Source organism: Micromonospora kangleipakensis (assembly GCF_004217615.1).
In the GTDB taxonomy this organism is placed as follows: Bacteria; Actinomycetota; Actinomycetes; order Mycobacteriales; family Micromonosporaceae; genus Micromonospora; species Micromonospora kangleipakensis.
In genome coordinates, this window is record NZ_SHLD01000001.1 from 5,989,013 (window position 1) to 6,015,586 (window position 26,574).

Here is a 26,574-nt window from a genome sequence, read left to right on the forward strand (position 1 = left end):
CAACGTTACGTAATTCGTCGGAGGCTCGCAAACCCGGGTCCCGGTGATCCCGACCACCGGCCCGGCCGAGTCGCCCGATCGGGGTCAACTACGGTGCGTAGGATTCGCTCCGTGAAGCCTTCCGTCCGGTTCCCGGTCTCCGCCTCGCTGCTGCGCCGCCTCGCGTACGCCTCGATCATCGCGAACGTCGCGATCGTGGTCACCGGCGGGGCCGTGCGGCTCACCGCATCCGGCCTCGGCTGCCCCACCTGGCCCCGGTGCACCGACGGGTCGTACGTCACCACGGCCGAGATGGGCGCGCACGGGGTGATCGAGTTCGGCAACCGACTGCTCACCTTCGCGGTCGGGATCATCGCGCTCGCCGTGCTGCTCGCCGTGCTGGCCCGGCGCCCCCGCCCGCGCGGGCTGCTGCCGCTGGCCGTCGCGGTCTTCCTGGGCATCCCCGCGCAGGCGGTGATCGGCGGGTTCACCGTGCTGACCAACCTCAACCCGTGGGTGGTCGGGCTGCACTTCCTCGCCTCGATGGTGGTCATCGCCGCCGCGTACGCCCTCTGGCGGCGCACCGTCGAGCCGGACGGGCCGACGACCCCCGCCGTGCCCGCCCCGCTGCGCGCCCTCGCCCTGCTCACCACGCTGGTCGGCGCGGCCGTGCTGGTGGTCGGCACCTGGGTGACCGGCAGCGGCCCGCACGCCGGCGACCAGGGCGCCGCCCGCAACGGCCTGGACCCCGAGGCGATCTCCCAGGTGCACGCCGACGGCGTCTTCCTGCTGATCGGCCTCTCCGTGGCGCTGATCTTCGCCTTCCGGGCGGTCGGCGCGACCCGGGCCGCCCGGGCCGCCGTCGTGCTGGTCGCGGTGGAGCTCGGGCAGGGCCTGATCGGCTTCGTGCAGTACTTCACCCAGCTGCCGGCGGCGCTGGTCGCCGCGCACATGCTCGGCTCCTGCCTGGTCCTGCTGGCCACCCTCGGGGTGCTCTGGTCGACCCGCGAGCGTCGGGCCGTCCCGCCCGCCGCGGACACCGTGCCGGCCGCCGAGCCGGTCACCGCCGCCGCCTGAGCCCGCCCCGCCGGTCGCGGGACGGGAACGGATGCGGTCAGGCCGGACCGGCCAGGTGGGTGACGATCGCGTCGGCCAGGCGGTCGGGGGCGCCGTCGGCGTAGCCGATGAAGAGCGAGGGCTCGGTGAGCTCCAGCTCGACCAGGACGGGCGCCCCGTCCGGACCAGGGATGAGGTCCACCCGGGCGTAGAGCAGCTGCCCGGTGCCGCCGGGCACCGCGGCGAGGGCCTGCTCCGCGACCGCCAACTGCGCGGGGGCGGCCGTCCGGGCGCTGATCTCCTCGACCTTGTAGAGCCCCTCGACGCCCAGGTCCGGGCCGGTCAGCATGGGGCCCTTGCGGATCGCGTGGCTGAACCGGAGCCCGTCCGGACCGGCCAGGAAGAGCAGTGCCGTCTCGCCGGCCGTGTCGACCGCGTGCAGGTAGGGCTGCACCATGGTCAGCCGGCCCGCGTCGGAGAGCCGCCGGACGTGCGCGACGGCCAGGGCGCGGTGCTCCGGGTCGGCCAGGTCGTACCGGCCGGTGTCCTGGCTGCCGGCGCTCACCGCGGGCTTGACGACGTACTCGCCGGACCGCGCGGCCACCCAGCCCTCCCCGGGCGCCACCCACGCGGTGGGCACGGTGGGCACGCCGGCGGCGGAGAGCTCGGCCAGGTAGCGCTTGTCGGTGTTCCAGCGGACCACCTCGGCCGAATTGGCCAGGGCCGGCACGGTCCGGGCCCAGGCGACGAACTCGTCGCGGCGCAGCGCGTAGTCCCAGGGCGAGCGGAGCACGGCCAGGTCGTACGCGGGCCAGTCGACGGCCGGGTCGTCCCAGACCACCGCCTCGGCGGCGATCCCCCGGGCGGCCAGCGGCGCGAGCACGAGCCGGTCGTCCGGGTCGAGATCCGACAGTTCGGTGCAGGTGACGAGAGCGACCCGGGGTTCCCCCCGGGCCGACTGGTGGTGATCGATCAATTTATCTGTCAACGGGCCATCGTGCGGCGTGCCATCGACCGCCAGAGGTCGTTGCTCGGACGCATCTGGTCCATCAGTTCACGCTCCCAGGCGTTCTCAACGGTGACTCCCGCCTTGGCGCAGGCCTGCCGCGCGACGTCGGTGCCGTCCGCGAACTGGTCGGCCCACGCCCCGTCCTCACCCACGAGGACGATCCGTGCACCGCGCTTGCCGACGTACTCGATGACCGCCTTCGCGCCGCCGTGCCCGGCGGCGAACGACTTGATGCCCGAAACCAGACCGTTGGGGGCCTGCTCGGGGGCGGCCTGCTGAGCCGTCAGCGTCGTATCGGAACCATCTGCCATGACGCGAAGCCTAAGCAGACTTCCACCCACATGTGCGAGAAGCATGAACAATTTGTGATGCCAATTACCTACGGGTTTAAGGAAGACCACAGGTGATTCGCCCGGACATGTCCGGTAAGTCCGGGCGAATCGGGCGGGGCGGATAGTCACAGTCTGTCCGGCTTGAGCCCCCCGGACTCAGGGCGAAAAAAATTCTGATGAAATCTGCGACCTGCGTAAAGCCATCCACCCCGGTGACTGCCCGGAGTGGGTCGGACAGGTCAGATCAGCGCGTCGAGCGCGACGGCCGCGAAGAGGATCGTGAGGTACGTGGTCGACCAGTGGAACAGCCGCATCGGCTTGACCGCCTCACCGCGGGCCGCCCGCCGGCAGAGCTTGTGCGCCTCGACCACGAAGATGCCGCCCACCACCAGCGCGGTGACCCCGTAGATCGGGCTCATCCCCAGCGGCCAGACGGCCAGCGAGGAGAGCAGGGTCAGCCAGGAGAAGATGATGATCTCGGCGTTGACCCGGCGCACCGAGGCCACCACCGGCAGCATCGGGATGCCGGCCCGGGCGTAGTCGGCCTTGTACTTGATGGCCAGCGCGTAGAAGTGCGGCATCTGCCAGAAGAAGACCACGGCGAACAGGCCCCACGCGGCGGGGGCCAGCGAGCCGGTGACCGCGGCCCAGCCGATCAGCACCGGCGCCGCCCCGCACGCCCCGCCCCAGAAGGTGTTGGCGGCGGTGGTCCGCTTCAGCCAGAGCGTGTAGACGAGGTCGTAGTAGGCGATCGCCGCCAGGGTCAGCCCGGCCGCCAGCCAGTTGGTGGCGGCGGCCATCAGGGCGACCGAGATCACCGCCAGCACCAGCCCGAAGACGAGCGCGTTGCGGGGCGCCACGGTGTGCGCCGGCAGCGGACGGCGCTTGGTGCGCCGCATCAGCTGGTCGATGTCCCGGTCGATGTAGCAGTTGAGGACGCTGGCCGCGCCGGCGGCGAGCGAGCCGCCGACCAGCACCACGGCGACCAGCCAGAGCGACGGCATGCCCCCGTCGGCGAGCATCATCGCCGGCACGGTGGTGACCAGCAGCAGCTCGACGATCCGCGGCTTGGTCAGCGCCACGTACGCCGACACCACCGCCCGGACGTCCCGCCGGCCGGTCGCCGACGCCTCCCCCACCGTGCGCACCGGCGGCTGCCCGGCAGAGTTGCTGACGGGGCGCTCGGTGATCATGCTCACGGATTGCCACCTTCCGGCGTCGGCAGGGGGAGGTCGGGTCGGCCCGGACCCCGTCCCGGGGTCCACACACCGCCCCACACACTACGCGTCGTCGTTTTGGCTGCCCGGCGGACCCGACAACGGTGCGGGTCGTCACAGTCGACGTTGAACGACCGATCCGGTCGGAGACGTACAGAACGGCATGCAGAGATCCCCGGGCGCATGTTTAGAACCGCTCGATAGGGTCATCAGTGAGGGTTCCGCCCATCTGCCGAGGAGCACAACCATCGTGGCTGCCAACCGACCCGAGCTTCCCGCTCTCAACTGGTCCGACCTCGACCGCAGGGCCGTCGACACGGTCCGCGTGCTGGCCATGGACGCCGTGGAGAAATCCGGCAACGGCCACCCGGGCACGGCGATGAGCCTCGCCCCGGCGGCGTACCTGCTCTTCAACCGGGTCATCCGGCACAACCCGGCCGACCCGAACTGGGCCGGCCGCGACCGCTTCGTGCTCTCCGCCGGGCACTCCAGCCTGACCCTCTACATCCAGCTCTTCCTCTCCGGCTACCCGCTCGCCCTGGACGACCTCAAGGCCCTGCGGCAGTGGGGCTCGCTCACCCCGGGCCACCCGGAGCACGGGCACACCCCGGGCGTGGAGACCACCACCGGTCCGCTCGGTCAGGGCCTGGGCAACGCGGTCGGCATGGCGATGGCGGCCCGTCGGGAGCGCGGCCTCCTCGACCCGGAGTCGGAGCGCGGCGAGTCGGTCTTCGACCACGACATCTGGTGCATCGTCTCGGACGGTGACATCGAGGAGGGCATCTCCCACGAGGTCAGCTCGCTCGCCGGCCACCAGCAGCTCGGCAACCTCACGGTGATCTACGACGACAACGAGATCTCCATCGAGGACGACACCCGGATCGCCAAGAGCGAGGACGTCGCGGCCCGCTACGAGGCGTACGGCTGGCACGTGCAGACCGTCGACTGGCGCCGCGGCGACGCCGACCAGGGCGACTACCACGAGGACGTCGAGGCGCTGTACCGGGCGCTGCTGGCGGCGAAGGCCGAGACCGGCCGCCCCTCCTTCATCGCGCTGCGCACCATCATCGGCTGGCCCGCGCCGAACAAGAAGAACACCGGCAAGATCCACGGCTCGGCGCTCGGCGCCGAGGAGGTGAAGGCCACCAAGGAGATCCTCGGCTTCGACCCGCAGAAGACCTTCGAGGTCCACGAGGACGTTCTCGAGCACGCCCGCGGGGTGCTGGAGCGCGGCGCGGCAGCCCAGCAGGCGTGGACCACGGCCTTCGACGCGTGGGCCGCGGCCAACCCGGAGCGCAAGGCGCTCTACGACCGGATGGCCGGCCGGGTGCTGCCGCAGGGCTGGACGGACGCGCTGCCGACCTTCCCCGCCGACGCCAAGGGCGTGGCCACCCGGGCCGCCTCCGGCAAGGTGCTGGAGGCGCTCGCGCCGGTGCTGCCGGAGCTCTGGGGCGGCTCGGCCGACCTGGCGGAGAGCAACAACACCACGATGAAGGGCGAGCCGTCCTTCATCCCGGCGGTGCACGCGACCAAGGACTTCCCGGGCGACGAGTACGGCCGCACCCTGCACTTCGGCATCCGTGAGCACGCCATGGGCGCGATCCTCAACGGCATCGCCCTGCACGGCGGCACCCGCCCGTACGGCGGCACGTTCCTGGTGTTCAGCGACTACATGCGCCCGTCCGTCCGGCTCGCCGCGCTGATGAAGCTGCCGGTGACCTACGTCTGGACGCACGACTCGATCGGCCTCGGTGAGGACGGCCCCACCCACCAGCCGGTGGAGCATCTGACCGCGCTGCGGGCCATCCCCGGCCTGGACGTGGTCCGCCCGGCCGACGCCAACGAGACCGCGTGGGCGTGGCGGCAGGCCCTGGAGCACACCGACCGGCCGACCGCGCTGGCGCTCAGCCGGCAGCCGCTGCCGACCCTGGACCGGGAGCGGCTGGGCGGCGCCGAGGGCGCCGCCAAGGGCGGCTACGTGCTGGCCGAGGCGTCCACCGGCATGCCGCAGGTGATCATCGTCGGCACCGGTTCCGAGGTGCAGCTCTGCCTCACCGCCCGGGAGCGGCTGGAGGCCGACGGCACCCCCACCCGGGTGGTCTCCATGCCCTGCCAGGAGTGGTTCTTCGAGCAGGACGAGGCCTACCGGGAGTCGGTCCTGCCACGCGGGGTAAAGGCACGGGTGAGCGTGGAGGCGGGCATCGCCATGTCGTGGCGCGGAATCGTCGGCGACAGCGGCGAGAGCGTGAGCCTGGAGCACTACGGGGCGAGCGCGCCGCACACCGTGCTCTTCGAGCAGTTCGGGTTCACCCCCGACCGGATCGTGGCGGCCGCGCACGCGGCGCTGACCCGGGTGGGCGAGATCACCGGTTACACGACCGGCAACTGAGGGAGCGTGGGGGACATGACGGACAGGCTGGGTGAGCTCAGCGCCGCGGGTGTGGCGATCTGGCTCGACGATCTTTCGAGGACCCGACTCAGCTCCGGCGGGCTGGACCAGCTGCGCCGGGAGAAGCACCTGGTCGGGGTCACGTCCAACCCGACCATCTTCGCGAAGGCGCTGAGCGACGCGGACGAGTACAACTGGCAGCTGAAGGACCTCGCCATCCGTGGGGTGGACTTCGAGGAGTCCGTCCGCATGATCACCACGTACGACGTGCGGTGGGCCTGCGACGTGATGCGGCCGGCGTACGACGCGAGCGCCGGGGTGGACGGCCGGGTCTCCATCGAGGTGGACCCGCGGCTGGCCCACGAGACGGAGAAGACCGTCGCCGAGGCCGGGGCGCTGTGGTGGCTGATCGACCGGCCCAACCTCTTCATCAAGATCCCGGCCACCAAGGCGGGCCTGCCGGCGATCACCGCGACCCTCGCCCAGGGGATCAGCGTCAACGTGACGCTGATCTTCGGGCTGGACCGCTACTCCGAGGTGATGGAGGCGTTCCTCGCCGGCCTGGAGCAGGCGAAGGCGAACGGTCACGACCTGTCCAAGATCGGCTCGGTCGCCTCGTTCTTCGTCTCCCGGGTCGACACCGAGGTGGACAAGCGGCTGGAGAAGATCGGCTCGGACCAGGCCAAGGCGCTGCGCGGCAAGGCCGCGATCGCCAACGCCAAGCTGGCGTACGAGCGCTACGGCAAGGTCTTCGGCTCCGACCGGTGGCAGGCCCTGGCCGACGCCGGCGCCCACCCGCAGCGCCCGCTGTGGGCCTCCACCTCCACCAAGAACCCGGACTACCGGGACGTCATCTACGTCGAGGAGCTGATCGCCCCCGGCACGGTCAACACCATGCCGGAGTCGGTCATCCACGCGTTCGCCGACCACGGGGAGACCCGCGGCGACACCATCACCGGCTCGTACGACGAGGCCCGCAAGGTCTTCGCCGACCTCGAGGCGGTCGGCGTGGACATGTCCGACGTGATCGCCACGCTGGAGCGCGAGGGCGTGGAGAAGTTCGAGGCGAGCTGGCTGGAGCTGCTCGACGGCGTGAAGAAGTCGCTGGCCGAGGCGGCGAAGGGCGCCGGCAAGCCGGGCCAGGCCGCCAAGGGCAGCGCCCGGGCCGCCGAGCAGGCCGGGGGCAACGCGTGACGAACGGCGCCGGATGCGCCCCGGGCCGGCCCGGGGCGCTCCACGCCGTCGCCGTACCCGACGGGGTGACGACGTGAGCGACCTGCTGGCCGGCCCGGCGGACGCGGCCGCCGGGCTGGCCGTGTACGGCGCGGACACGGTCGACCGGTCCGCGCCCGCCTCGGCGCGCGACGCCCTGGTGACCCGGGGCGTGCCCGCCGCGCTGGCCGCGAAGGACCCGACGCTGTGGGGTCCGGAGGCCGAGGCGACGGCGAAGGCCCGCCTCGGCTGGCTGGACACCCACCGGCGCAGCCGGGAACTCCTCCCTCAGCTCGCCGAGCTGACCACCGAGCTGGAGGACCTCGACCACGTGGTGCTCGCCGGGATGGGCGGCTCGTCGCTCGCCCCCGAGGTGATCGCCCGGACCCTGGGCCGGCCGCTGACCGTGCTGGACACCACCGACCCGGGTCAGGTCCGGGCGGCGCTGGCCGACCGGCTGGAGCGGACCGTCGTGGTGATCTCCAGCAAGTCGGGCTTGACGGTGGAGACCGACAGCCACCGGCGCGCCTACTGGCAGGCCTTCCTCGACACCGGCATGACCGAGGCGGAGGCCGCCCGGCACTTCGTGGTGGTCACCGACCCGGGCTCGCCGCTGGCGGTGACCGCCGCCGCGATGGGCGTGGTCACCATCTTCGCCGACCCCGAGGTGGGCGGCCGGTACTCCGCGCTCACCGCGTTCGGGCTGGTCCCGTCCGCGCTGGCCGGGGCCGAGGTGACGGAGCTGCTCGACGAGGCCGAGGCGCTGAGCGGGTCGCTGGGCCGGGACCGGGACAACCCGGGCCTGGCGCTGGGGGTGGCCCTGGCCGCGGCCGCCACCACCGGCCGCGACAAGGTCGCCCTGGTCGGCGACGGCACCGGCATCGACGGGCTGGGGTACTGGGCGGAGCAGCTGCTCGCCGAGTCGACCGGCAAGGCCGGGGTCGGCATCCTGCCGGTGGTGGTGGAGTCCCCGCAGGCGCCCGGCGCCGCCGGCCCCGACGTGCTGACCGTGTCCTACGGCGGGGCGCTGACCGCCGGCGACGTGCCCGGCGGTGGCGGCAGCCCCGACGTGGCGGTCAACGGCCCGCTCGGCGCGCATTTCCTGACCTGGGAGTACGCCACCGCGATCGCCGGGGTGGTGCTCGGGGTCGACCCGTTCGACCAGCCGAACGTCAGCGAGAGCAAGGAGAACACCACCCGGATCCTCGCCTCCGGTCCACCGGCGGAGACGCCGTCGTTCGTCGAGGGCGCCATCGAGGTGTACGCACCGCCGGCCGCCCCGGGCGACCTGGCCGGCGTGCTGCGGTGGCTGCTCGACGGGCTGGGCGACGACGGGTACCTGGCGGTGCTGGCGTACCTCGACCGGCAGGCCGACGCGGCGGTGGCCGGGCTGCGCCCGCTGCTGGCGGAGGCGGCCGGCCGGCCGGTGACCTTCGGGTGGGGACCGCGCTTCCTGCACTCGACCGGGCAGTACCACAAGGGCGGACCGCAGGTCGGCAGCTTCCTCCAGGTGACCGGCGCGGTCACCGAGGACCTGCCGGTCCCGGGACGCCCGTACACCTTTGGGGAGCTTCAGGCGGCGCAGGCCGCCGGCGACCGGCAGGCCCTGGCCGGCCGGGAGCGACCGGTGCTGCGACTGCACCTGACCGAGCGGGCGGCGGGCGTCGCCCAGCTGCTGGATGCGGCCGGACGGACACGGACGTGACGATGAATGACGTGAACCAGGCGGAGCGAGGAGGCGGCGTGAACCCGCTGCGCGACGCACAGGACCGGCGGCTGCCGCGGATCCCGGAGCCGTGCGCTCTGGTGATCTTCGGGGTGACCGGGGACCTGGCCCGCAAGAAGCTGTTGCCGGCGGTCTACGACCTGGCCAACCGGGGCCTGCTGCCACCCGGTTTCGTGGTCCTGGGCTTCGCCCGGCGCGACTGGGGCGACGGCGACTTCGAGTCGCTGGCCCACGAGGCGGCGAAGAAGCACGCCCGGACCCCGTGGCGGGAGGAGGTGTGGGCGCGGCTCGCCGGCAACATCAAGTTCGTCGGCGGCTCGTTCGACGACGACGCCGCGTTCGACCACCTCGCCGCGACCCTGGACGAGCTGCGCGACACCCACGGCATCCCGGGCAACGCCGCCTTCTACTTCTCCATCCCCCCGGCGGCCTTCCCGGTGGTGCTCAAGCAACTGGCCCGCACCGGCATGGCGGACAACGCCAAGTCCGGCGGCTGGCGGCGGGTGGTGGTGGAGAAGCCGTTCGGCAACGACCTGCCCTCGGCGAAGGCGCTGAACGACCTGGTCGACGACGTCTTCACCCGCCAGGACGTCTTCCGGATCGATCACTACCTGGGCAAGGAGACGGTCCAGAACATCCTCGCCCTGCGGTTCGCGAACAACCTGTTCGAGCCGCTGTGGAACTCCAAGTACGTCGACTCGGTGCAGATCACCATGGCCGAGGACGTCGGCATCGGCACCCGCGCCGGCTTCTACGACACCGTCGGCACCGCCCGCGACGTGCTCCAGAACCACCTGCTACAGCTCCTCGCCCTGGTGGCGATGGAGGAGCCGACCAGCTTCGACGCCGACGAGATCCGGACCGAGAAGCTCAAGGTGCTCAAGGCGATCACCGTGCCGAAGGACGCCGCCCGGGACACCGTCCGCGGGCAGTACCTGCCCGGCTGGGTCGGCGGCGAGCGCGCGGTGGGCTACCTGGAGGAGGAGGGCGTGCCGGCGGACTCCACCACGGAGACCTACGTGGCCGTCCGGCTCGGCATCCAGAACCGCCGCTGGGCGGAGGTGCCCTTCTACATCCGGGCCGGCAAGCGGCTGCCCCGGCGGGTCACCGAGGTGGCCATCATGTTCAAGAAGGCACCGCACCTGCCGTTCAACGCGACGGACATGGAGTCGCTCGGCCCCAACCAGCTCGTCATCCGGGTCCAGCCGGACGAGGGCGTGGTGTTGAAGTTCGGCTCCAAGGTGCCCGGCACCACCATGGAGGTCCGCGACATCGCGATGGACTTCCAGTACGGCGAGGCGTTCACCGAGTCCAGCCCCGAGGCGTACGAGCGGCTGGTGCTGGACGTGCTGATCGGCGACCGGACCCTCTTCCCGGACGCCGCCGAGGTCGAGCAGAGCTGGCAGGCGGTGGACCCGCTGGAGCACGCCTGGGCGGGCACGAAGCCGGAGCCGTACCGGGCCGGCGAGTGGGGCCCGCGGGCGGCCGACGAGATGCTGGCCCGCGAGGGCCGGGCCTGGCGGCGGGCGTGAGCGGGCACAGCGAGGGAACCAGGAGGCTCCATTGATCGGGCTGTGGGACACCACCGGCAACGAGGTGGTCAAGGCGCTCGCCGCCGAGCGGCGCAGCGCCGGCGGGGTGGCCAGCGGCATGGCGCTCACCCTGGTCGTGGTGGTGGACGAGAAGCGGGTCCGCGAGGCGGAGGCGGCGGCGACGATAGCCGCCGCCGCCCACCCCTGCCGGATCGTGGTGGTGGTCCGCTCGGACGTCGAGCGGGACCGCAACCGGCTGGACGCGGAGATCGTCGTCGGCGGCCGGCTGGGCCCGTGCGAGGCGGTGGTGACCCGGATGTACGGCCGGCTCGCCCTGCACGCCGAGTCGGTGGTGATGCCGCTGCTGGTGCCCGACGTGCCGGTGGTCACCTGGTGGCACGGCGAACCGCCGGCCGAGATCGCCACCGACTTCCTCGGCGTGGTCGCGGACCGGCGGATCACCGACGCCGCGCAGGCCGTCGACCCGATCGAGGCGATCCGGCAGCGGGCCCGGGACTACGCCCCTGGCGACACCGACCTGGCCTGGACCCGGATCACCCCCTGGCGCACCCTGGTCGCCGGGGCGTTCGACACCACCCAGGCCCGGGTCACCGAGGCGACGGTCGTCGCGCCCCGGTCGGACCCGACGGCGGCGCTGATGCGCGGCTGGCTGGCCGCCCGGCTCGGCATCAACCCGGTGTGGGAGCACACCGAGGGGTATCCCCGGATGCGGGAGGTGCAGCTGCGCTGCGCCAACGGCGACGAGCTGACCCTCACCCGGGAGGACAGCATCGCCACCTTCCGGCGTTCCGGGCAGGACGACCAGACCCTGCCGCTGGTCCGCCGGCCGCTCGGCGACGAGCTGGCCGAGGAGCTGCGCCGGCTCGACGCCGACCAGATCTACGCCGAGGCGCTCGGCGCCACGGCCGACCTCACCGGCCTGGACCAGCGGCCCGCCCACCGGGTGCACGTGTGGAAGGATCCGGCGACCGCCCAGCGGGCCGAGGCCGGGGTCACCGCGCACGCCGGTACGAGCGCGGACCACTGAGCGGGCGGGCCGCGACGGTCGCGGTCGGCCGGCACGGGCGCCTGCCCGGCGGTCGCAGACGGGGACCGCTGGTCGGTCGGAGAGCACAGGTGACCGCGTACGCGGTCGGAACGCGAGGCACGACGAATGAGTGAGGCGAGTGTCGCCGTACACGCCGACGCCGACCTGCTGGCGCAGGCGGTGGCGGCCCGGTTGGTGGTGAAGCTGCTGGACGCGCAGGCGGACCGGGGCCAGGCGTCGGTGGTGCTGACCGGCGGGCGGATCGCCGCGGCGGTGTACCGGGCGGTGGCGGCGCTGCCGGCCCGGGACGCCGTCGACTGGTCCCGGGTCGACGTCTGGTGGGGCGACGAGCGGTTCCTGCCGGCCGGTGACCCGGAGCGTAACGAGACCCAGGCCCGGGCGGCGCTGCTGGACGTGGTGCCGCTGGATCCGGCCCGGATCCACCCGATGCCGCCCTCCGACGGGCCGGCGGGCAACGACCCGGAGGCGGCCGCCGCGCGGTACGCCGAGGAGCTGGCCCGGGCGGCCCGGCCGGGGCACGCCCCGCTCCCCCACTTCGACGTGCTGATGCTCGGCGTCGGGGAGGACGGGCACGTGGCCTCGGTCTTCCCGGAGCACCCGGTGCACCACGACAACCGGCCGGTCAGCGCGGTCCGGGGCAGCCCGAAGCCACCGCCGGTGCGGACCACCCTCACCCTGCCCACGATCAACACCGCCGAAGAGGTCTGGCTGGTCGCCAGCGGGGCCGACAAGGCCCGGGCGGTGGGCATGGCGCTGGCCGGGGCGGGGCCGGTGCAGCTGCCCGCGGCCGGCGTGCACGGCGTCGGTCGTACCCTCTGGTTGCTGGACCGGGCGGCGGCGGCCGAGGTGCCGCCCCGGCTGCGCAGCCTGCGCTGACCGGACAGCGAGCCCCGGTTCCGCCGGGACCGGGGCTGCCGCTGCTCAGGCGCCGGCGCGGCGTTGGCGCAGCGCGGCCAGGGCCTCGGCGAGGATCGCCTCGCCCTGCTCGGGGGTGCGCCGCTCCTTCACGTACGCCAGGTGCGACTTGTACGGCTCGGTGCGGGCCCGACCGGGCGGGTTCTGCGCGTCCGGTCCGGCCGGCTGGCCGCAGCGCGGGCAGTCCCAGACCGGCGGCGCCACCGCCTCGGCGGCGAGCAGGATCTCGACCCGGTGGTCGTTGCGGCACCAGTAGGCGACCGGCCGGCGCGGGGCCGGTGCGGACCGCCCGGTCGGCCGTTCGGGGGTGGATCCGACCCGGGCGCCACGGATGACGTTGCCACTCGGCACGGCTGCTCGCTCCTGTCGTCGTCGTGGGGACCGCCGCTCGGGTGGACGGCGGCGACGCGGTGCGGCGGACAAAGAACTGCGCGCGGCCCGTCGTGACGGACCGCGCGCAGATTGTACGACCAGACGAGCTCGCTCAGGACCCGCTGCTCATCTGCAGCCGCAGCCAGAGGCCGATCCCGACGATGCACGCGAACCAGACGATCCCCACCAGAACGGTGTAGCGGTCGAGGTTCTTCTCGGCCACCGAGGAGCCGGCCAGGCTGGAGCTGACGCCGCCGCCGAACATGCTCGACAACCCGCCGCCCTTACCTCGGTGCAGCAGGATCAGCAGGGTGAGCAGGATGCTCGTGATGATCAACAACACGATCAACGTGTACGCGAACGCGATCGGCATGGCTGGGGTCAGTCCTCTCGTAGCGATCATCTGCCCGGGCAGGTCGGGCACGCGGCACCGGCCGGCGGACGGGCGGAGTCAAGAATAGCGAGCCGTCAGCGGGCGATGTGCTCCGGGAACCGGCAGATCTGCGCGAATTCCTCGGCGTCCAGGCTCGCCCCGCCCACCAGGGCCCCGTCCACGTCCGGCTGGGCCATGATCGCGGCGACGTTCGACGCCTTGACCGACCCGCCGTAGAGGATACGGACCTGCTGCGCGGTGCCCTCGTCGAAGGTCTGCACCAGGCGCTTGCGGACCTCGCCGCAGACCTCCTGGGCGTCCTCCGGCGTGGCCGTCTTGCCCGTGCCGATCGCCCAGACCGGCTCGTACGCGACGACGACCTTGGTGACCTGCTCCGCGGTCAGCCCCTTCAGCGCGGCGTCGAGCTGGTCGCAGCAGTGCGGCACGTGCTTGAGCTGCTCCCGGATCTCCAGGCCCTCGCCGATGCAGAGGATCGGGGTGAGCCCGTTGGCCAGCGCCGCCGCCACCTTCGCGTTGACGACGGCGTCGTCCTCGTAGTGGTGGGCCCGCCGCTCGGAGTGCCCGACCACCACGTACGTGCAGCCCAGCTTGGCCAGCATCGGCCCCGAGATCTCCCCGGTGTACGCCCCGGACTGGTACGGCGACAGGTCCTGCGCGCCGTAGCCGATCAGCAGCTTGTCGCCGTCCACCGCGGTCTGCACGGTCCGCAGGTCGGTGAAGGGCGGCAGGACCACCGTCTCCACGTCGGTGAGCTGCTTCTCGGTCAGGCTCGCGGCCAGCTTCTGCACCAGCAGGTTGGCCTCGAGGTGGTTCAGGTTCATTTTCCAGTTGCCGGCCATCAGCGGCCGGCGGGTGACGCCCGCCATCAGTCCTCCAACGCCGCGATGCCGGGGAGGGTCTTGCCCTCCAGGTATTCCAGCGAGGCACCGCCACCGGTGGAGATGTGCCCGAACGCCGACTCGTCCAGCCCGAGGACCCGGATGGCGGCCGCCGAGTCACCGCCGCCGACCACGCTGAACGCCTCGGAGTCGGCGATCGCCTCGGCGACGCCCCGGGTGCCCGCGGCGAAGGGCGGCATCTCGAACACGCCCATCGGGCCGTTCCAGAAGATCGTCCGCGCGTTCCCCGGATCTCCACATGCGGAGGTCTTCAGGGCGGCGGCGAAGCCGGCGACCGTTTCCGGCCCGATGTCCAGCCCGACCCGATGGCTCGGAATGCCGTCGGCACGGAAGACGTCGTGGTCGGCGTCGGGGGAGAAGGCGGTCGCGGCCACCACGTCGACCGGGAGCATGATCTTGCCCTCGGAGCGCTCGAGGAGGTTGCGGCAGGTCTCCACCATCTCCTCCTCCAGCAGCGAGGTGCCCACCTCGTGGCCCTGGCCCTTGAGGAAGGTGAAGCACATGCCTCCGCCGATGAGCAGCCGGTCGACCTTCGGCAGCAGCGCCTCGATCACCGCCAGCTTGTCGGAGACCTTGGAGCCGCCGAGCACCACCACGTACGGCCGGTCGGGCTCGCCGGTCAGCTTGCTGAGCACCTCCACCTCGCGCAGCACCAGCCGGCCGGCCACGTGCGGCAGTCGCGCCGGCACGTCGAAGACGCTGGCGTGCTTGCGGTGCACGGCGCCGAAGGCGTCGTCCACGTACGCGTCGCCGAGGGCGGCGAGCTGGTCGGCGAAGGCGCCCCGCTCGGTCTCGTCCTTGCTGGTCTCGCCCTTGTTGAAACGCAGGTTCTCCAGCAGCGCGACCTGACCGTCGGCCAGGCCGTCCACGGTGGACCGGGCGGAGTCGCCGACGGTGTCGGAGGCGAAGTGCACCGGCGCGCCGAGCAGCTCGCCGAGCCGCCCGGCGACCGGGCGGAGACTGAACTGCGGGTCCGGCGCGCCCTTCGGGCGGCCCAGGTGGGAGCAGACGACCACCTTCGCGCCCGCCTGCACCAGCGCGCTCAGGGTCGGCAGGACGGCCCGGATGCGGCCGTCGTCGGTGATCTCACCGGTCTGCTTGTCGAGCGGGACGTTCAGGTCGGCGCGCACCAGCACGCGCCGACCCGACACCCCCTCGGCGAGCAGGTCGTCGAGGGTCCGGATGCTCACAGCGACGAACCCACCAGCTTGACCAGGTCGACCAGGCGGTTGGAGTAGCCCCACTCGTTGTCGTACCAACCGACCACCTTGACCTGGTTGCCGACTACCTTGGTCAGCGGCGCGTCGAAGATGCAGGACGCCGGGTCGGTCACGATGTCCGAGGAGACGATCGGGTCCTCGTTGTAGACCAGGATGCCCTTGAGCGGGCCGTCGGCGGCGGCCTTCATCGCGGCGTTGACCTCGTCCACCGTGGTCTCCCGGTTGACGTTCACCGTGAGGTCGGTGGTCGAGCCGGTCGGGATCGGCACCCGCAGGGCGTAGCCGTCCAGCTTGCCCTTCAGCTCCGGCAGCACCAGGCCGATCGCCTTGGCGGCGCCGGTCGAGGTCGGCACGATGTTCAGCGCGGCGGCGCGGGCCCGGCGCAGGTCCTTGTGCGGCGCGTCCTGCAGGTTCTGGTCCTGGGTGTACGCGTGGATCGTGGTCATCAGACCCTGCTGGATGCCGAACGTGTCCTGCAGGACCTTCGCCATCGGCGCGAGGCAGTTGGTGGTGCAGGAGGCGTTCGAGATGATCGTGTGCTTGGCCGGGTCGTACTGGTCGTGGTTGACGCCCATGACGACCGTGACGTCCTCGTTCTTCGCCGGCGCGGAGATGATGACCTTCTTGGCCCCGCTGTCGACGTGCGCCTTCGCCTTGGTGGCGTCGGTGAAGAAGCCGGTGGACTCGATGACCACGTCCACGCCGACGTCGCCCCACGGCAGCTTCGCCGGGTCCTTCTCCTCGAACACCTTGATGGTCTTGCCGCCCACGGTGATCTCGTCAGCGGTGGCCTTCACCTCGTGCGGGAGGCGACCCAGGATGCTGTCGTACTTGACAAGGTGGGCGAGCGTCGCGTTGTCGGTCAGGTCGTTGACCGCGACGACCTCGATGTCAGCGCCGGACGCCAGCACTGCCCGGAAGAAGTTACGGCCGATCCGGCCGAAGCCGTTGATGCCAACCCGGATGGTCACAGGTCCCATCTCCTCGCGTTCTGGTCCGCCGGCGTCAGACCCGGGCCGGCGGAGGTGTGTTCGCCGACCGGTGGAGCCGGCCGTTGACGGTTCATCTCGGCCACCCCGCCGCGGTCTCAAGGACCTGACCGCCCGAGGCGGTGAGCACGGCGAGGGATGCCTGTGCCGGCCCCCTTGCCGTACGCAGCGACCTTATCCGAGCGTGCGGCGTCGCGCTGCGCCGGGTGGTGATCCCGCTCGCATCATGCCGCCCCACCGTCCTATCAGACCACGAGCATGTCGGGCGTGACGGCCGCTTCCGTATCCGGGATGCCCAGGTCGCGCGCCCGCTTGTCGGCCAGCGCCAGCAGCCGGCGGATCCGCCCGGCGATGGCGTCCTTGGTCAGCGGCGGGTCGGCGAGCGCGCCCAGCTCCTCCAGCGAGGCCTGCCGGTGCTCCAGCCGCAGCTGACCGGCCGAGGTCAGGTGGTTGGGCGCGTCGTCGGCGAGGATCTCCAGCGCGCGGGTCACCCGGGCGGCCGCGGCGACCGCGGCGCGGGCGGACCGGCGCAGGTTGGCATCGTCGAAGTTGGCCAGCCGGTTCGCGGTCGCCCGGACCTCCCGGCGCACCCGCCGCTCCTCCCAGGCCAGCACGCTCGAGTGGGCGCCGATCCGGGTGAGCAGCGCGGCGATCGCGTCGCCGTCCTTGACCACCACCCGGTCCACCTGGCGCACCTCGCGGTTCTTGGCCACGATGCCGATCCGGCGGGCGGCGCCGACCAGCGCCAGCGCCGACTCCGGGCCGGGGCAGGTGATCTCCAGGGCGCTGGAACGGCCCGGCTCGGTCAGCGAGCCGTGCGCCATGAACGCGCCCCGCCAGGCGGAGACCGCGCAGCAGACGTTCGCGGCGACCACGTGCGGCGGCAGGCCGCGCACCGGACGACCGCGCACGTCCAGCAGCCCGGTCTGCCGGGCCAGGGCCTCGCCGTCCTTCACCACCCGGACGATGAAGTGGCTGCCCTTGCGCAGCCCACCGGAGGCGAGCACGTGGATCTCGCTCGGGTAGCCGTAGACCTCGGCGATCTCCCGCCGGAGCCGCCGGGCCACCGCGCCGGTGTCCAGCTCGGCCTCCACCACCACGCGACCCGACACGATGTGCAGCCCGCCGGCGAAGCGCAGCAGGGCGGCCATCTCCGCCCGCCGGCAGCAGGGCTTGGGCACGTCGACCCGACTCAGCTCGTCCTTGACCGAAGCCGTCATCGCCATAGTGCGCCCCCTCACGGACCGGTACCGGCGTGTCGCCGGTGATTACGTACGTGCTTAACGATCGGCGCCCAGGACAGGCACCAGCGCGGCGCCCAGGGCGGCCGGATCATGCCGGGGCGTGCCGTCGGTGACGGCGACGGGCGCGAGGAACAGCCGGGCACCCAGCGATTCTGCCGCACGTTCGACCGCTTCAGGATCACCCACCGCCCTGGAGTCGGCCAGCACCACGTCCACCTTCAACTCGGACAGATAGCGGTGCAGGGTGGCCAGATGGTCGGCCAGGGAGAGACCCAGGGTCTCCTTCTCGGCCACCAGGTTGAGGGTGACCAGCCGCCGGGCCGGACTCGACACGATCGCGTCGGCCAGCCCCGGCACCAGCAGGTGCGGCAGCACGCTGGTGTACCAGCTGCCCGGCCCGAAGATCAGCCAGTCGGCCTCGGAGACCGCGGCCACCGCCTCCGCGCAGGCGGCCGGCGCCGCCGGGGTGAGCCGGAGCGACTCGACCCGGCCGCTGGTGACCGCGACCTGGTGCTGGCCGCGCACGGTGCGTACCTCGTCGGGGTGGGCGGCGTCGGCGCCGCGCACCCGGGCCTCGATGCCCACCGGCTGGCGGGACATCGGCAGCACCCGGCCGACGGCGCCGAGCATGGCGCCGGCGTGGTCGAGCGCGGCGACCGGGTCGCCGAGCAGCTCCATCAGGCCGCAGAGGACCAGGTTGCCGACCGCGTGCCCGGCCAGCGCGTCTGTGGCGGCGGCCGGTCCCCCGGCATCCGCCGCGACGGCCGCGGCGGCGAAGCGGTGCTGGAAGAGACCGGCGCTGCGCCGGGTGGCCGGGTGGTCGCCGGCCAGCGCGACGAGCGCCTGCCGCAGGTCGCCCGGGGGCAGCCCACCGCGCTCGGCGCGCAGCCGGCCGCTGGAGCCGCCGTCGTCGCCGACCGTGACCACCGCGGTGATGTCCAGGTCCAACTCCGGTACGCAGTGCCGCAGCGCCCGCAGGGACGCCGACAGGCCGTGCCCGCCGCCGAAGGCGACCACCTTCCGGACGGTCATTCCCGCCCCAGGTCCCGGTGCTGGGCGTTGGCGGCGATGCCGGACTGGCGCAGCCGGGCGGCCAGCTCCTCGGCGATGGCGACGCTGCGGTGCTTGCCGCCGGTGCACCCGACGGCGACGGTCAGGTAGCGCTTGCCCTCCCGCTCGAACCCGGCGGTGGTGGCGTTGACCAGGTCGGCGTACCCGGCCACGAAGGCGTCCGCCCCCTCCTGGCCCAGCACGTACGAACTGACCGCCTCCTCACGCCCGCTGTGCTCCCGCAACTCCGGCACCCAGTACGGGTTCGGCAGGAACCGGGCGTCCATCACGAAGTCGGCGTCGGGCGGCAGCCCGTACTTGAAGCCGAAGGAGAGGACGGTGATCCGCAGCCGGCGGGCGTCCTCGCCGCCGAAGAGCTCCTCGACCCGCCGCCGGAGCTGGTTGACGTTGAGGTGGCTGGTGTCGATGATCACGTCGGCCTGGTCGCGGGCTTCCTCCAGCAGGGCGCGCTCGACGGCGATGCCGTCGGCCAACCGCCCCTCACCCTGCAACGGGTGCGAGCGCCGGACACTCTCGAACCGGCGGATCAGCACCTCGTCGTCGGCGTCGACGAAGACCACCCGCGGCGAGAAGCCGCGGTCCTTGAGCTCCCGGATCGCCCCGGCCAGGTCGGTGGAGAAGGCGCGCGAGCGGACGTCCAGCACCATCGCGGTACGCCGGGCGGCGCCGCCGGCCTTGAACGCCAGCTCTGCCATGTCCAACATCAACGCCTGGGGCAGGTTGTCGACCACGTAGTAGCCGACGTTCTCCAGCGCCCGGGCCACCGTGCTCCGCCCACCGCCGGAGAGGCCGGTCACCACGACCAGGCTGGTGTCCGCCTCGGTCGGCGCCGGCTGCCCGACCACCGGTTCCGCCCTCTCAGTCTCGGCCGGCACCAGGTCCGCCGTCGTCCGCGCCTCGCTCACCCACTACCCCCAAGCCGTGGCGCCGCGGCCCGGTCGGCCGCGCGTGGTCAATCAGCGACTCTAACGGCTGGGACCCCGCCCGGGATTCCACGGGGTGACGACCGGAACACCGGCTTGTCCGGTTCCGGCCCGAAAGCCGGCGGAGGCCGGGGACCGCCCGCGCGTCGCTCCCCCGGCCGGCGCGCGGCTCGGCGTCGGCCGGCGTGTCGGGGGACGCTCGTAGACTGCCCGGATGGTCTCCCCCACCGATCTGCGGACCGAGGACGCCCTGCGGGTGCTCAACCGGGTGTTCGGTTACGACGCCTTCCGCGGCTTCCAGCACGAGGTCGTCGACCACGTGGTGGCCGGCGGCGACGCGCTGGTGCTGATGCCGACCGGTGGCGGCAAGTCGCTCTGCTACCAGATCCCCGCGCTGGTCCGCGCCGGCGTCGCGGTCGTCGTGTCGCCGCTGATCGCCCTCATGCAGGACCAGGTGGACGCGCTCACCGCGGTCGGCGTGCGGGCCGGCTTCCTCAACTCGACGCAGGACCTGGCCGAGCGGCGGCGGGTGGAGGCGGCCTTCCTCGCCGGCGAGCTGGACCTGCTCTACCTCGCCCCGGAGGGGCTGGCCGTCCGATCCACCCTCCAGCTGCTGGAACGCGGCACCATCGCGCTCTTCGCGATCGACGAGGCGCACTGCGTGTCCCAGTGGGGGCACGACTTCCGTCCCGACTACCTCAACCTCTCGATGCTGCACGAGCGGTGGCCGGGGGTGCCGCGGATCGCGCTGACCGCCACCGCCACCAGCGCCACCCGGGCCGAGATCGCCACCCGGCTCCGGCTCACCGACGCCCGGCACTTCGTGGCCAGCTTCGACCGGCCCAACATCCAGTACCGGATCGTGCCGAAGCGGGAGCCGCGCAAGCAGCTGCTGAGCCTGCTCCGCGACGAGCACCCGGGCGACGCCGGCATCGTCTACTGCCTCTCCCGCGCCTCCGTGGATAAGACGGCCGAGTTCCTGGTGCAGAACGGCATCCCCGCGCTGCCGTACCACGCGGGCCTGGACGCGGCGACCCGCGCCGCCAACCAGCAGCGCTTCCTCCGCGAGGACGGCCTGGTCATGGTGGCCACGATCGCCTTCGGGATGGGCATCGACAAGCCGGACGTCCGCTTCGTCGCCCACCTCGACCTGCCGAAGTCCGTCGAGGGCTACTACCAGGAGACCGGCCGCGCCGGCCGGGACGGCCTGCCGTCCACGGCCTGGCTGGCGTACGGGCTCCAGGACGTGGTCCAGCAGCGGAAGATGATCGAGACGTCCGAGGGCGACCTCGCGCACCGCCGCAACCTCGCCGCCCACCTGGACGCGATGCTCGCGCTCTGCGAGACGGTCCGGTGCCGGCGGGTCCAGCTCCTCGAATACTTCGGCGAGACGGCGACGGCGACGGCGGCCTGCGGCAACTGCGACACCTGCCTCAACCCGCCGGAGTCGTGGGACGGCACCGTCGCCGCGCAGAAGCTGCTCTCCACCGTCTTCCGGCTGGACCGGGAGCGCAACCAGCGGTTCGGCGCCGGGCACTGCGTCGACATCCTGCTCGGCAAGCAGACCGACAAGATCACCCAGTACGGTCACGACTCGCTGACCGTCTTCGGCATCGGCACCGAGCTGCGCGAGGCCGAGTGGCGGGGCGTGGTCCGGCAACTGCTCGCCGAGGGCCTGCTCGCCGTCGAGGGCGACTACGGCACCCTGGCGCTGACCGAGGCGAGCGCCGAGGTGCTGGGCCGCCGGCGCACCGTGACCATGCGCCGCGAGCCGGAGAAGCCGGCGTCCAGCCGGTCGGCGAAGCCACGCGGCGCGGCCACCGTGGTCGCCGATCTGGACCCGGCCGCCGGGTCGATCTTCGAGCGGCTGCGCGCGTGGCGGGCGGCCACCGCGAAGGAGCAGGGCGTGCCCGCCTACGTGATCTTCCACGACGCCACCCTGCGGCAGATCGCCACCGACGCGCCGGCCTCGCTGGCCGGGCTGTCCCGGATCAACGGCGTCGGCGAGAACAAGCTGGCGAAGTACGGCGAGCAGCTCCTCGCCGTGCTCGCCGACGCACCGGCTGACGGGCCCGGGTAGAGACGACGAAAGGGCCGGCCCCGGGTGGGGGTCGGCCCTTTCGCGTGTGGTGCTGGTGGGTCAGGAGGCGGTGTAGCCGCGGGTGGCGATCCAGTCGGCGAGGTTGTCGACGCTCATCCGGTAGGAGGCCATGTTCGGGTCGGCCGAGTCGGCGATCGTCACGGTGTGGCCGCCGTCGCGGTAGCCCACGACGCTGATGTAGTGGCCGCCCTCGAAGGAGTGGGTGTTGCCGTCGGTGTCGACGGCGGTGCCGGCGATGTTGGCGACCACGGCCCGGCCGTTGTCCACGGTGTGGACGATGTCGGCGCGCAGGGTGTCGGTCTGCTTGTCGTCGGCCTTGGCGTCGCGGATTTCGACGCTGTGGTAGACGTCCTTACCGGTTTCCTTGTTCAGGACCGGGGTGATGTCGTTGACGCTGTTGGTGCCGGCCTCGGTGGTGCCCATCTCCTTGGCCATGGCGTCGACGTCGATGGCCTTGCCCTGCACGGACAGGGCGTTGCGGGTCGCGGCGGGGCCGCAGTAGTAGAAGTTCGGCTGCGCCTCGTAGCGGACGTTGAGTTCCCGCTCACCGCCGTGCTTACGGTCGGTCTGCACCTGCGCGGCGGGCTTGGCCTCGGCGGCGTGGGCGGCGATCGCGGGGCCGGCGATGCCACCGGCGGTGGCGGCGAGGCCGGCAGCGGTCAGGGCGGTCTTACGGATCAGATCGGTACGCATGATGGCGTGCTCCTCTGCTCGGGGGTACACGACACACCGCAGGGGGGTGCGGTGGTGTCGCGTGAAAAAGGGGGGGAAAGTCTTGGGGGATCTGCCCGGCGGCTGGGCCTGCTCGGGTGTCCCGGGGATGTAACCACCCGGGCCGGCGACGCATTCCACCAGGCTCACGGGCTTCCCGGGCCGCGGGGGCCGGGGTTCCAGGGGGATGTAACCGTCCCGGCCGGCCGGGTGTTCCCACGGCCGCGGCTCCGGGCTCTACCACCCGCGGGTCCCGCGGTGGTATGCCATGTTCAACGCCCCGGCCCCGGCCGCCATTCCACCGCCGGGGTGGCCCCGACCACCGGACACCCCACCACGAACCGGACACCCCACCCACCCGGGCGCACCCCGACCCGGACACCCGACCCCACGCGATATGAATCCGCCGACAGCCACCCAGCGCTCTCTCTCGGGAGAGGAACGGCCATCCGGCGTGACGAGGGCATTCTTTCCCTGTCGCCGTCCGGATCCCGGTCGGAGGCGCCGACGAGGCGGGCGATACCTCGGGGCGGATGCCGCCATGTCCGGTTCGCCCCGGCCAAAACCACGCCGTCCCGCGCCCCACGCCCCCCCCACGCCCGCACCTCGACCCCGCGCCTCCCGCCGAGCTACCGACGGTCACCCTCGTTCTGCCGGCCAACCATCCGACCGCTCCCTTTGCTCTGCTTCACCATGGGCAACAGGCACGACCGGTAACTGTTGCGTCCGCTGAAGCAGAGCCAAGGGCGGGCGAGAAGTAACCCCGCTCGGGGCGCCCGAGTCGAAAAAGCCTGGTCAGAAGCCTGCGACGAACCGGGAACGCGACGTGGTCGGCAGGGAGCCCGTCACGAGCTCTGCGGTGTCCTGGTGCCTTCGTCCAGGGCGGCCAGGATCGCCTCGGCCGTCCGCTTCCCCACCCCGGGCACCTCGGTGATCTCCTCGACCGTGGCGGCGGAGAGCCGCTTGAGCGAGCCGAAATGCCGCAGCAGCGCCTTGCGCCGTACGTCGCCCAGCCCAGGAATGTTGTCCAGCGCCGACTCGGTCATCCGCTTCGAGCGGCGCTGGCGGTGGAAGGTGATGGCGAAGCGGTGCGCCTCGTCGCGGACCCGTTGCAGCAGGTATAGCCCCTCGGAGGTGCGCGGCAGGATGATCGGGAACTCGTCGTCGGGCAGCCACACCTCCTCCAGCCGCTTGGCCAGCCCGCACAGCGCCACGTCATCGATGCCCAGCTCGGCGAGGGCCTGCGCGGCGGCGGCGACCTGGGGCGCGCCGCCGTCGACCACCACCAGCTGGGGCGGGTACGCGAACTTGCGGGGCCGACCGGTGGTCGGGTCGATGCCGGGCCGGTCCGGGTCGCCGGCGGTCTCCTCGCCGATCTCCCCGGTCTCGGCGCGGGTCTCCAGATAGCGGGCGAAGCGCCGGCGCAGCACCTCGGACATGGCGGAGAGGTCGTCGGTGGCGCCCCGGACGATGAACCGGCGGTATTCGCCCTTGCGGGGCAGCCCGTCCTCGAAGACGACCATGCTGGCCACCACGTCGGTGCCCTGGATCTGGGAGACGTCGAAGCACTCGATGCGCAGTGGCGACGTCCGCATGCCGAGCGCGTCGCTGATCTCGTCGAGCGCCTTGCTGCGGGTGGCCAGGTCGCCGGCCCGCTTGAGCTTGTGCCGGGCCAGGGCGTCCTTGGCGTTGCGCTCCACGGTCTCGAGCAGCGACTTCTTGTCGCCGCGCTGCGGCACCCGCAGCGACACCCGGCTGCCCCGGTGGTGGGAGAGCCATTCGGCGAGCGCCTCGGCGTCGGCGGGCAGCTCGGGCACGAGCAGCTCGCGGGGCACGTCGGCCTCGCCCTGCTCCCCGCCGTAGACCTGGGTGCAGAAGTGGTGCACCAGGTCGCCGGTGCTCAGGTCCTCGGTCTTCTCCACCACCCAGCCGCGCTGGCCGCGGACCCGGCCGTCGCGCACGTGGAAGACCTGGACGGCGGCTTCGAGGGGATCGTCGGCGAAGGCCACCACGTCGGCGTCGGTGCCGTCGCCGAGCACCACGGTCTGCTTCTCCATCGCCCGCCGCAGGGCGGCGACGTCGTCGCGGAGCCGGGCGGCCCGTTCGAACTCCAGCTGCTCGCTGGCCTCGGTCATCTCCCGTTCGAGCCGGCGGACCATGGTGTCGGTGCGGCCGGCCATGAAGTCGCAGAACCCGTTGACGATGTCACGGTGCTGCTCGGCGGAGACGCTGCCGACGCACGGCGCGGAGCACTTGCCGATGTAGCCCAGCAGGCAGGGACGACCCACCTGGCCGGCCCGCTTGAACACGCCGGACGAGCAGGTCCGGGCCGGGAAGACCCGGAGCAGCAGGTCGAGCGTCTCGCGGATCGCCCAGGCGTGCGAGTACGGCCCGAAGTAGCGCACCCCCTTGCGCTTGGCGCCCCGCATCACCTGGAGCCGCGGGTACTCCTCGTCGAGCGTGACGGCCAGGTAGGGGTACGACTTGTCGTCGCGGTAGCGGACGTTGAACCGCGGGTCGTACTGCTTGATCCAGGTGTATTCGAGCTGGAGCGCCTCGACCTCGGTGCCGACGGTGACCCAGTCGACCGACTCGGCGGTGGTGACCATCTGCTGGGTGCGCTGGTGCAGGCCCCACAGGTCGGCGAAGTAGGAGCTGAGCCGGCTGCGCAGGTTCTTCGCCTTGCCGACGTAGATGACCTGGCCGGTGCCGTCGCGGAACCGGTAGACCCCTGGCGACTCCGGGATGGTGCCGGGCGCGGGACGGTACGTCGACGGATCAGCCACCCACCAAGCCTAATCCGCCCCTCCGACACCCTCCCCCACCCGCCACTCCGTTGATCATGAAGTTGCCGGCAGTCTGGATCTCCTCCACTGCCGCCAACCTCATGATCGACGATGCCGGGGGTCAGGCGAGGGAGATGTGGTCGCCCTGGACCTTGATCTCCTTGGGCGGCAGGGGCCTGGTCGCCGGGCCCTGCTTGACCGATCCGTCGGTGATCGAGTACTTGCTGCCGTGGCAGGTGCAGTTGATCGTGCCGCCGTCGATGTTCGACACCGGGCAGTTCTGGTGGGTGCAGATCGGATCGAAGGCCTTGAACTCCCCCGGGTTCGGCTGGGTGATCACCACACCCTGGGCGGCGTAGATGGCGCCCCCGCCGACCGGGATGTCCGCGGTCCTGGCGATCGATGCCGCACCCTGCCGGTCGCCACCCTCGGCGTCACCAGCCGTCGCCCCCGGGCCACCGCTGGTTGGCGCGGTGGCGCCGTCGCCGGAGTCGTCGCCGCCGCAGGCTGCCAAGAGCACCGATGCTCCCACCGCCCCGGCGCCCGCGAGCAGCGCCCGCCGGGTCTGCGTACCGGGTCCGGTCAATACCTGATCGTCACTCATCTCCGGCCTCTCTGCGTCGACTGCCACCGCCGGTCGCGATCGGCGGCCACGCCCCTGCACACGCAACACCGTGCCGGACGGTTCACCCAAGGACAAGGTGGGTGTCGGCTCGAGCGGACACCCATGACGTCCCGTAACGCGCTTGAGCACTATGACCCGGCACTCCGGGCGGAGGGGACCCGCCGCCCCGCGCCAGCCGCACGGCCCCGAGCACCAGCCGGGCGGCTGGTGGGGTGGGCGCCGGTCGGGTGGGCTCTGGCCGGGCGGGGCGCAGGCCGGAACGAGACGGACGGGGGCCGGAACTGGGCGGCGCGGGTCAGGCCAGGGAGATCTGGTCGCCGGTGACCTTGATCTCCCTGGGCGGGAGCGGCCGCTTGGCCGGGGGCGTCTTGACCGAGCCGTCGACGATGGAGAACTTGCTGCCGTGGCAGAGGCAGTCGATCGTGCCGCCCTCGACGCGTGAAACCGTGCAGTTCTGGTGGGTGCAGATCGCACTGAAGCTCTTGAATTCACCCTGATTCGGCTGCGTGACCACGACGCCCTGGTCGGCGAAGATCTTGCCGCCACCGACCGGGATGTCGGTGGTCTTGGCCAGCGGCCGGCCGGCCGCCGGATCGCCGCCGCCGGTGCTCGTGGGGGTGGGGCTGGCGGTGACGGTGGTTGGGGGGGCGGCGGCGTCGGAGTCGTCGTCGTCGCCGCAGGCGGCCAGGACCGCCGCCACGCCGACCGCGCCCGCACCGGTGAGCAGGGCCCGACGGCTCTGCGTACCGGGCTCGGTGCTCACCTGATCCTCGCTCATGCCTCGCCCCTCTCTGCCGCCGCGC

Annotated in this window: 23 protein-coding genes; 8 read left to right on the plus strand and 15 right to left on the minus strand. The window is 72.5% G+C overall.

The window, feature by feature from the left end; translation table 11 throughout:
- Window positions 1–93: 93 nt before the first annotated feature.
- On the plus strand, window positions 94–1,056 hold the full coding sequence (locus EV384_RS28600) for a COX15/CtaA family protein (RefSeq protein WP_207232502.1): 963 nt from the start codon (window positions 94–96) through the stop codon (window positions 1,054–1,056).
- 37 nt (window positions 1,057–1,093) lie between these two features.
- Here EV384_RS28600 and EV384_RS28605 read toward each other — a convergent pair whose 3' ends face one another.
- The 3 genes from EV384_RS28605 to EV384_RS28615 all read right to left on the minus strand — a co-directional run bounded on the left by EV384_RS28605 (window position 1,094) and on the right by EV384_RS28615 (window position 3,575).
- The gene (locus EV384_RS28605) at window positions 1,094–2,011 is read right to left on the minus strand and encodes an ATP-grasp domain-containing protein (protein ID WP_130340879.1); all 918 of its coding nucleotides are present in this window, start codon (window positions 2,009–2,011) and stop codon (window positions 1,094–1,096) included.
- A gap of 8 nt (window positions 2,012–2,019) precedes the next feature.
- Window positions 2,020–2,355: a hypothetical protein gene (locus EV384_RS28610; protein WP_089013506.1), complete on the minus strand. Its 336-nt coding sequence runs from the start codon at window positions 2,353–2,355 to the stop codon at window positions 2,020–2,022.
- A gap of 260 nt (window positions 2,356–2,615) precedes the next feature.
- The gene (locus EV384_RS28615; RefSeq protein WP_130338140.1) at window positions 2,616–3,575 is read right to left on the minus strand and encodes a heme o synthase; all 960 of its coding nucleotides are present in this window, start codon (window positions 3,573–3,575) and stop codon (window positions 2,616–2,618) included.
- A gap of 268 nt (window positions 3,576–3,843) precedes the next feature.
- On the opposite strand from EV384_RS28615, the gene tkt reads away from it, so the two are divergent.
- From tkt to pgl, 6 genes are all read left to right on the plus strand, one after another.
- The gene (gene tkt / locus EV384_RS28620; protein ID WP_130338142.1) at window positions 3,844–5,982 is read left to right on the plus strand and encodes a transketolase; all 2,139 of its coding nucleotides are present in this window, start codon (window positions 3,844–3,846) and stop codon (window positions 5,980–5,982) included.
- A gap of 15 nt (window positions 5,983–5,997) precedes the next feature.
- On the plus strand, window positions 5,998–7,176 hold the full coding sequence (gene tal, locus EV384_RS28625) for a transaldolase (protein ID WP_130338144.1): 1,179 nt from the start codon (window positions 5,998–6,000) through the stop codon (window positions 7,174–7,176).
- A 73-nt stretch (window positions 7,177–7,249) separates the two neighbouring features.
- The gene (locus EV384_RS28630) at window positions 7,250–8,899 is read left to right on the plus strand and encodes a glucose-6-phosphate isomerase (protein ID WP_130338146.1); all 1,650 of its coding nucleotides are present in this window, start codon (window positions 7,250–7,252) and stop codon (window positions 8,897–8,899) included.
- Window positions 8,900–8,901: 2 nt separating this feature from the next.
- Window positions 8,902–10,452: a glucose-6-phosphate dehydrogenase gene (zwf, locus tag EV384_RS28635; protein ID WP_130338148.1), complete on the plus strand. Its 1,551-nt coding sequence runs from the start codon at window positions 8,902–8,904 to the stop codon at window positions 10,450–10,452.
- 31 nt (window positions 10,453–10,483) lie between these two features.
- Window positions 10,484–11,500, plus strand: a complete 1,017-nt coding sequence (locus EV384_RS28640; RefSeq protein ID WP_130338149.1) for a glucose-6-phosphate dehydrogenase assembly protein OpcA — start codon at window positions 10,484–10,486, stop codon at window positions 11,498–11,500.
- A 126-nt stretch (window positions 11,501–11,626) separates the two neighbouring features.
- Window positions 11,627–12,397, plus strand: coding sequence for a 6-phosphogluconolactonase (gene pgl / locus EV384_RS28645; RefSeq protein WP_130338151.1), 771 nt, complete (start codon window positions 11,627–11,629; stop codon window positions 12,395–12,397).
- A gap of 45 nt (window positions 12,398–12,442) precedes the next feature.
- Here the strand turns inward: pgl and EV384_RS28650 are convergent, their stop codons facing one another.
- The 8 genes from EV384_RS28650 to rapZ form a co-directional block, all read right to left on the minus strand.
- Entirely contained in the window at window positions 12,443–12,787 is a 345-nt protein-coding gene (locus EV384_RS28650; RefSeq protein WP_130338153.1) for an RNA polymerase-binding protein RbpA, read from the minus strand.
- Window positions 12,788–12,920: 133 nt separating this feature from the next.
- Window positions 12,921–13,181, minus strand: coding sequence for a preprotein translocase subunit SecG (gene secG / locus EV384_RS28655; protein ID WP_109805976.1), 261 nt, complete (start codon window positions 13,179–13,181; stop codon window positions 12,921–12,923).
- Window positions 13,182–13,276: 95 nt separating this feature from the next.
- On the minus strand, window positions 13,277–14,068 hold the full coding sequence (gene tpiA, locus EV384_RS28660; RefSeq protein WP_130338155.1) for a triose-phosphate isomerase: 792 nt from the start codon (window positions 14,066–14,068) through the stop codon (window positions 13,277–13,279).
- Complete coding sequence (locus tag EV384_RS28665; protein WP_130338158.1) at window positions 14,068–15,291, minus strand: phosphoglycerate kinase; 1,224 nt, start codon at window positions 15,289–15,291, stop codon at window positions 14,068–14,070. The genes tpiA and EV384_RS28665 overlap by 1 nt, the downstream gene beginning before the upstream one ends.
- Window positions 15,288–16,292, minus strand: a complete 1,005-nt coding sequence (gene gap / locus EV384_RS28670) for a type I glyceraldehyde-3-phosphate dehydrogenase (RefSeq protein WP_130338160.1) — start codon at window positions 16,290–16,292, stop codon at window positions 15,288–15,290. The genes EV384_RS28665 and gap overlap by 4 nt, the downstream gene beginning before the upstream one ends.
- A gap of 263 nt (window positions 16,293–16,555) precedes the next feature.
- Window positions 16,556–17,536, minus strand: coding sequence for a DNA-binding protein WhiA (whiA, locus tag EV384_RS28675; protein WP_130338162.1), 981 nt, complete (start codon window positions 17,534–17,536; stop codon window positions 16,556–16,558).
- Window positions 17,537–17,590: 54 nt separating this feature from the next.
- A complete protein-coding gene (locus EV384_RS28680) occupies window positions 17,591–18,586 on the minus strand; it encodes a gluconeogenesis factor YvcK family protein (protein WP_130338164.1) in 996 nt (331 codons plus the stop codon).
- Window positions 18,583–19,470, minus strand: coding sequence for an RNase adapter RapZ (gene rapZ, locus EV384_RS28685; protein WP_130340880.1), 888 nt, complete (start codon window positions 19,468–19,470; stop codon window positions 18,583–18,585). The genes EV384_RS28680 and rapZ overlap by 4 nt, the downstream gene beginning before the upstream one ends.
- A 292-nt stretch (window positions 19,471–19,762) precedes the next feature.
- Between rapZ and recQ the strand changes: the two genes are divergently transcribed.
- Window positions 19,763–21,628 carry a DNA helicase RecQ gene (gene recQ / locus EV384_RS28690; RefSeq protein WP_130338166.1) on the plus strand — a complete coding sequence of 622 codons (1,866 nt, stop codon included), beginning with the start codon at window positions 19,763–19,765 and terminating at the stop codon, window positions 21,626–21,628.
- A gap of 60 nt (window positions 21,629–21,688) precedes the next feature.
- Here recQ and EV384_RS28695 read toward each other — a convergent pair whose 3' ends face one another.
- The 4 genes from EV384_RS28695 to EV384_RS28710 form a co-directional block, all read right to left on the minus strand.
- On the minus strand, window positions 21,689–22,342 hold the full coding sequence (locus tag EV384_RS28695) for a C39 family peptidase (RefSeq protein ID WP_130338070.1): 654 nt from the start codon (window positions 22,340–22,342) through the stop codon (window positions 21,689–21,691).
- An 863-nt stretch (window positions 22,343–23,205) separates the two neighbouring features.
- Complete coding sequence (gene uvrC, locus EV384_RS28700) at window positions 23,206–25,146, minus strand: excinuclease ABC subunit UvrC (RefSeq protein ID WP_130338168.1); 1,941 nt, start codon at window positions 25,144–25,146, stop codon at window positions 23,206–23,208.
- 121 nt (window positions 25,147–25,267) lie between these two features.
- Window positions 25,268–25,750: a Rieske (2Fe-2S) protein gene (locus EV384_RS28705; RefSeq protein WP_130338170.1), complete on the minus strand. Its 483-nt coding sequence runs from the start codon at window positions 25,748–25,750 to the stop codon at window positions 25,268–25,270.
- A 316-nt stretch (window positions 25,751–26,066) separates the two neighbouring features.
- Window positions 26,067–26,549, minus strand: a complete 483-nt coding sequence (locus EV384_RS28710) for a Rieske (2Fe-2S) protein (RefSeq protein WP_130338172.1) — start codon at window positions 26,547–26,549, stop codon at window positions 26,067–26,069.
- Between the last annotated feature and the right edge of the window lie 25 nt (window positions 26,550–26,574).

What these genes read in the sequence shown, in the direction of transcription:
- EV384_RS28610 (WP_089013506.1), bottom strand. Translation starts at nt 2,355, where the DNA reads ATGGCAGATGGTTCCGATACGACGCTGACGGCTCAGCAGGCCGCCCCC.
- tal (WP_130338144.1), top strand. Translation starts at nt 5,998, where the DNA reads ATGACGGACAGGCTGGGTGAGCTCAGCGCCGCGGGTGTGGCGATCTGG.
- zwf (WP_130338148.1), top strand. Translation starts at nt 8,902, where the DNA reads ATGAATGACGTGAACCAGGCGGAGCGAGGAGGCGGCGTGAACCCGCTG.
- pgl (WP_130338151.1), top strand. Translation starts at nt 11,627, where the DNA reads ATGAGTGAGGCGAGTGTCGCCGTACACGCCGACGCCGACCTGCTGGCG.
- secG (WP_109805976.1), bottom strand. Translation starts at nt 13,181, where the DNA reads ATGCCGATCGCGTTCGCGTACACGTTGATCGTGTTGTTGATCATCACG.
- tpiA (WP_130338155.1), bottom strand. Translation starts at nt 14,068, where the DNA reads ATGGCGGGCGTCACCCGCCGGCCGCTGATGGCCGGCAACTGGAAAATG.
- whiA (WP_130338162.1), bottom strand. Translation starts at nt 17,536, where the DNA reads ATGGCGATGACGGCTTCGGTCAAGGACGAGCTGAGTCGGGTCGACGTG.
- EV384_RS28680 (WP_130338164.1), bottom strand. Translation starts at nt 18,586, where the DNA reads ATGACCGTCCGGAAGGTGGTCGCCTTCGGCGGCGGGCACGGCCTGTCG.
- recQ (WP_130338166.1), top strand. Translation starts at nt 19,763, where the DNA reads ATGGTCTCCCCCACCGATCTGCGGACCGAGGACGCCCTGCGGGTGCTC.
- EV384_RS28695 (WP_130338070.1), bottom strand. Translation starts at nt 22,342, where the DNA reads ATGCGTACCGATCTGATCCGTAAGACCGCCCTGACCGCTGCCGGCCTC.
- EV384_RS28705 (WP_130338170.1), bottom strand. Translation starts at nt 25,750, where the DNA reads ATGAGTGACGATCAGGTATTGACCGGACCCGGTACGCAGACCCGGCGG.
- EV384_RS28710 (WP_130338172.1), bottom strand. Translation starts at nt 26,549, where the DNA reads ATGAGCGAGGATCAGGTGAGCACCGAGCCCGGTACGCAGAGCCGTCGG.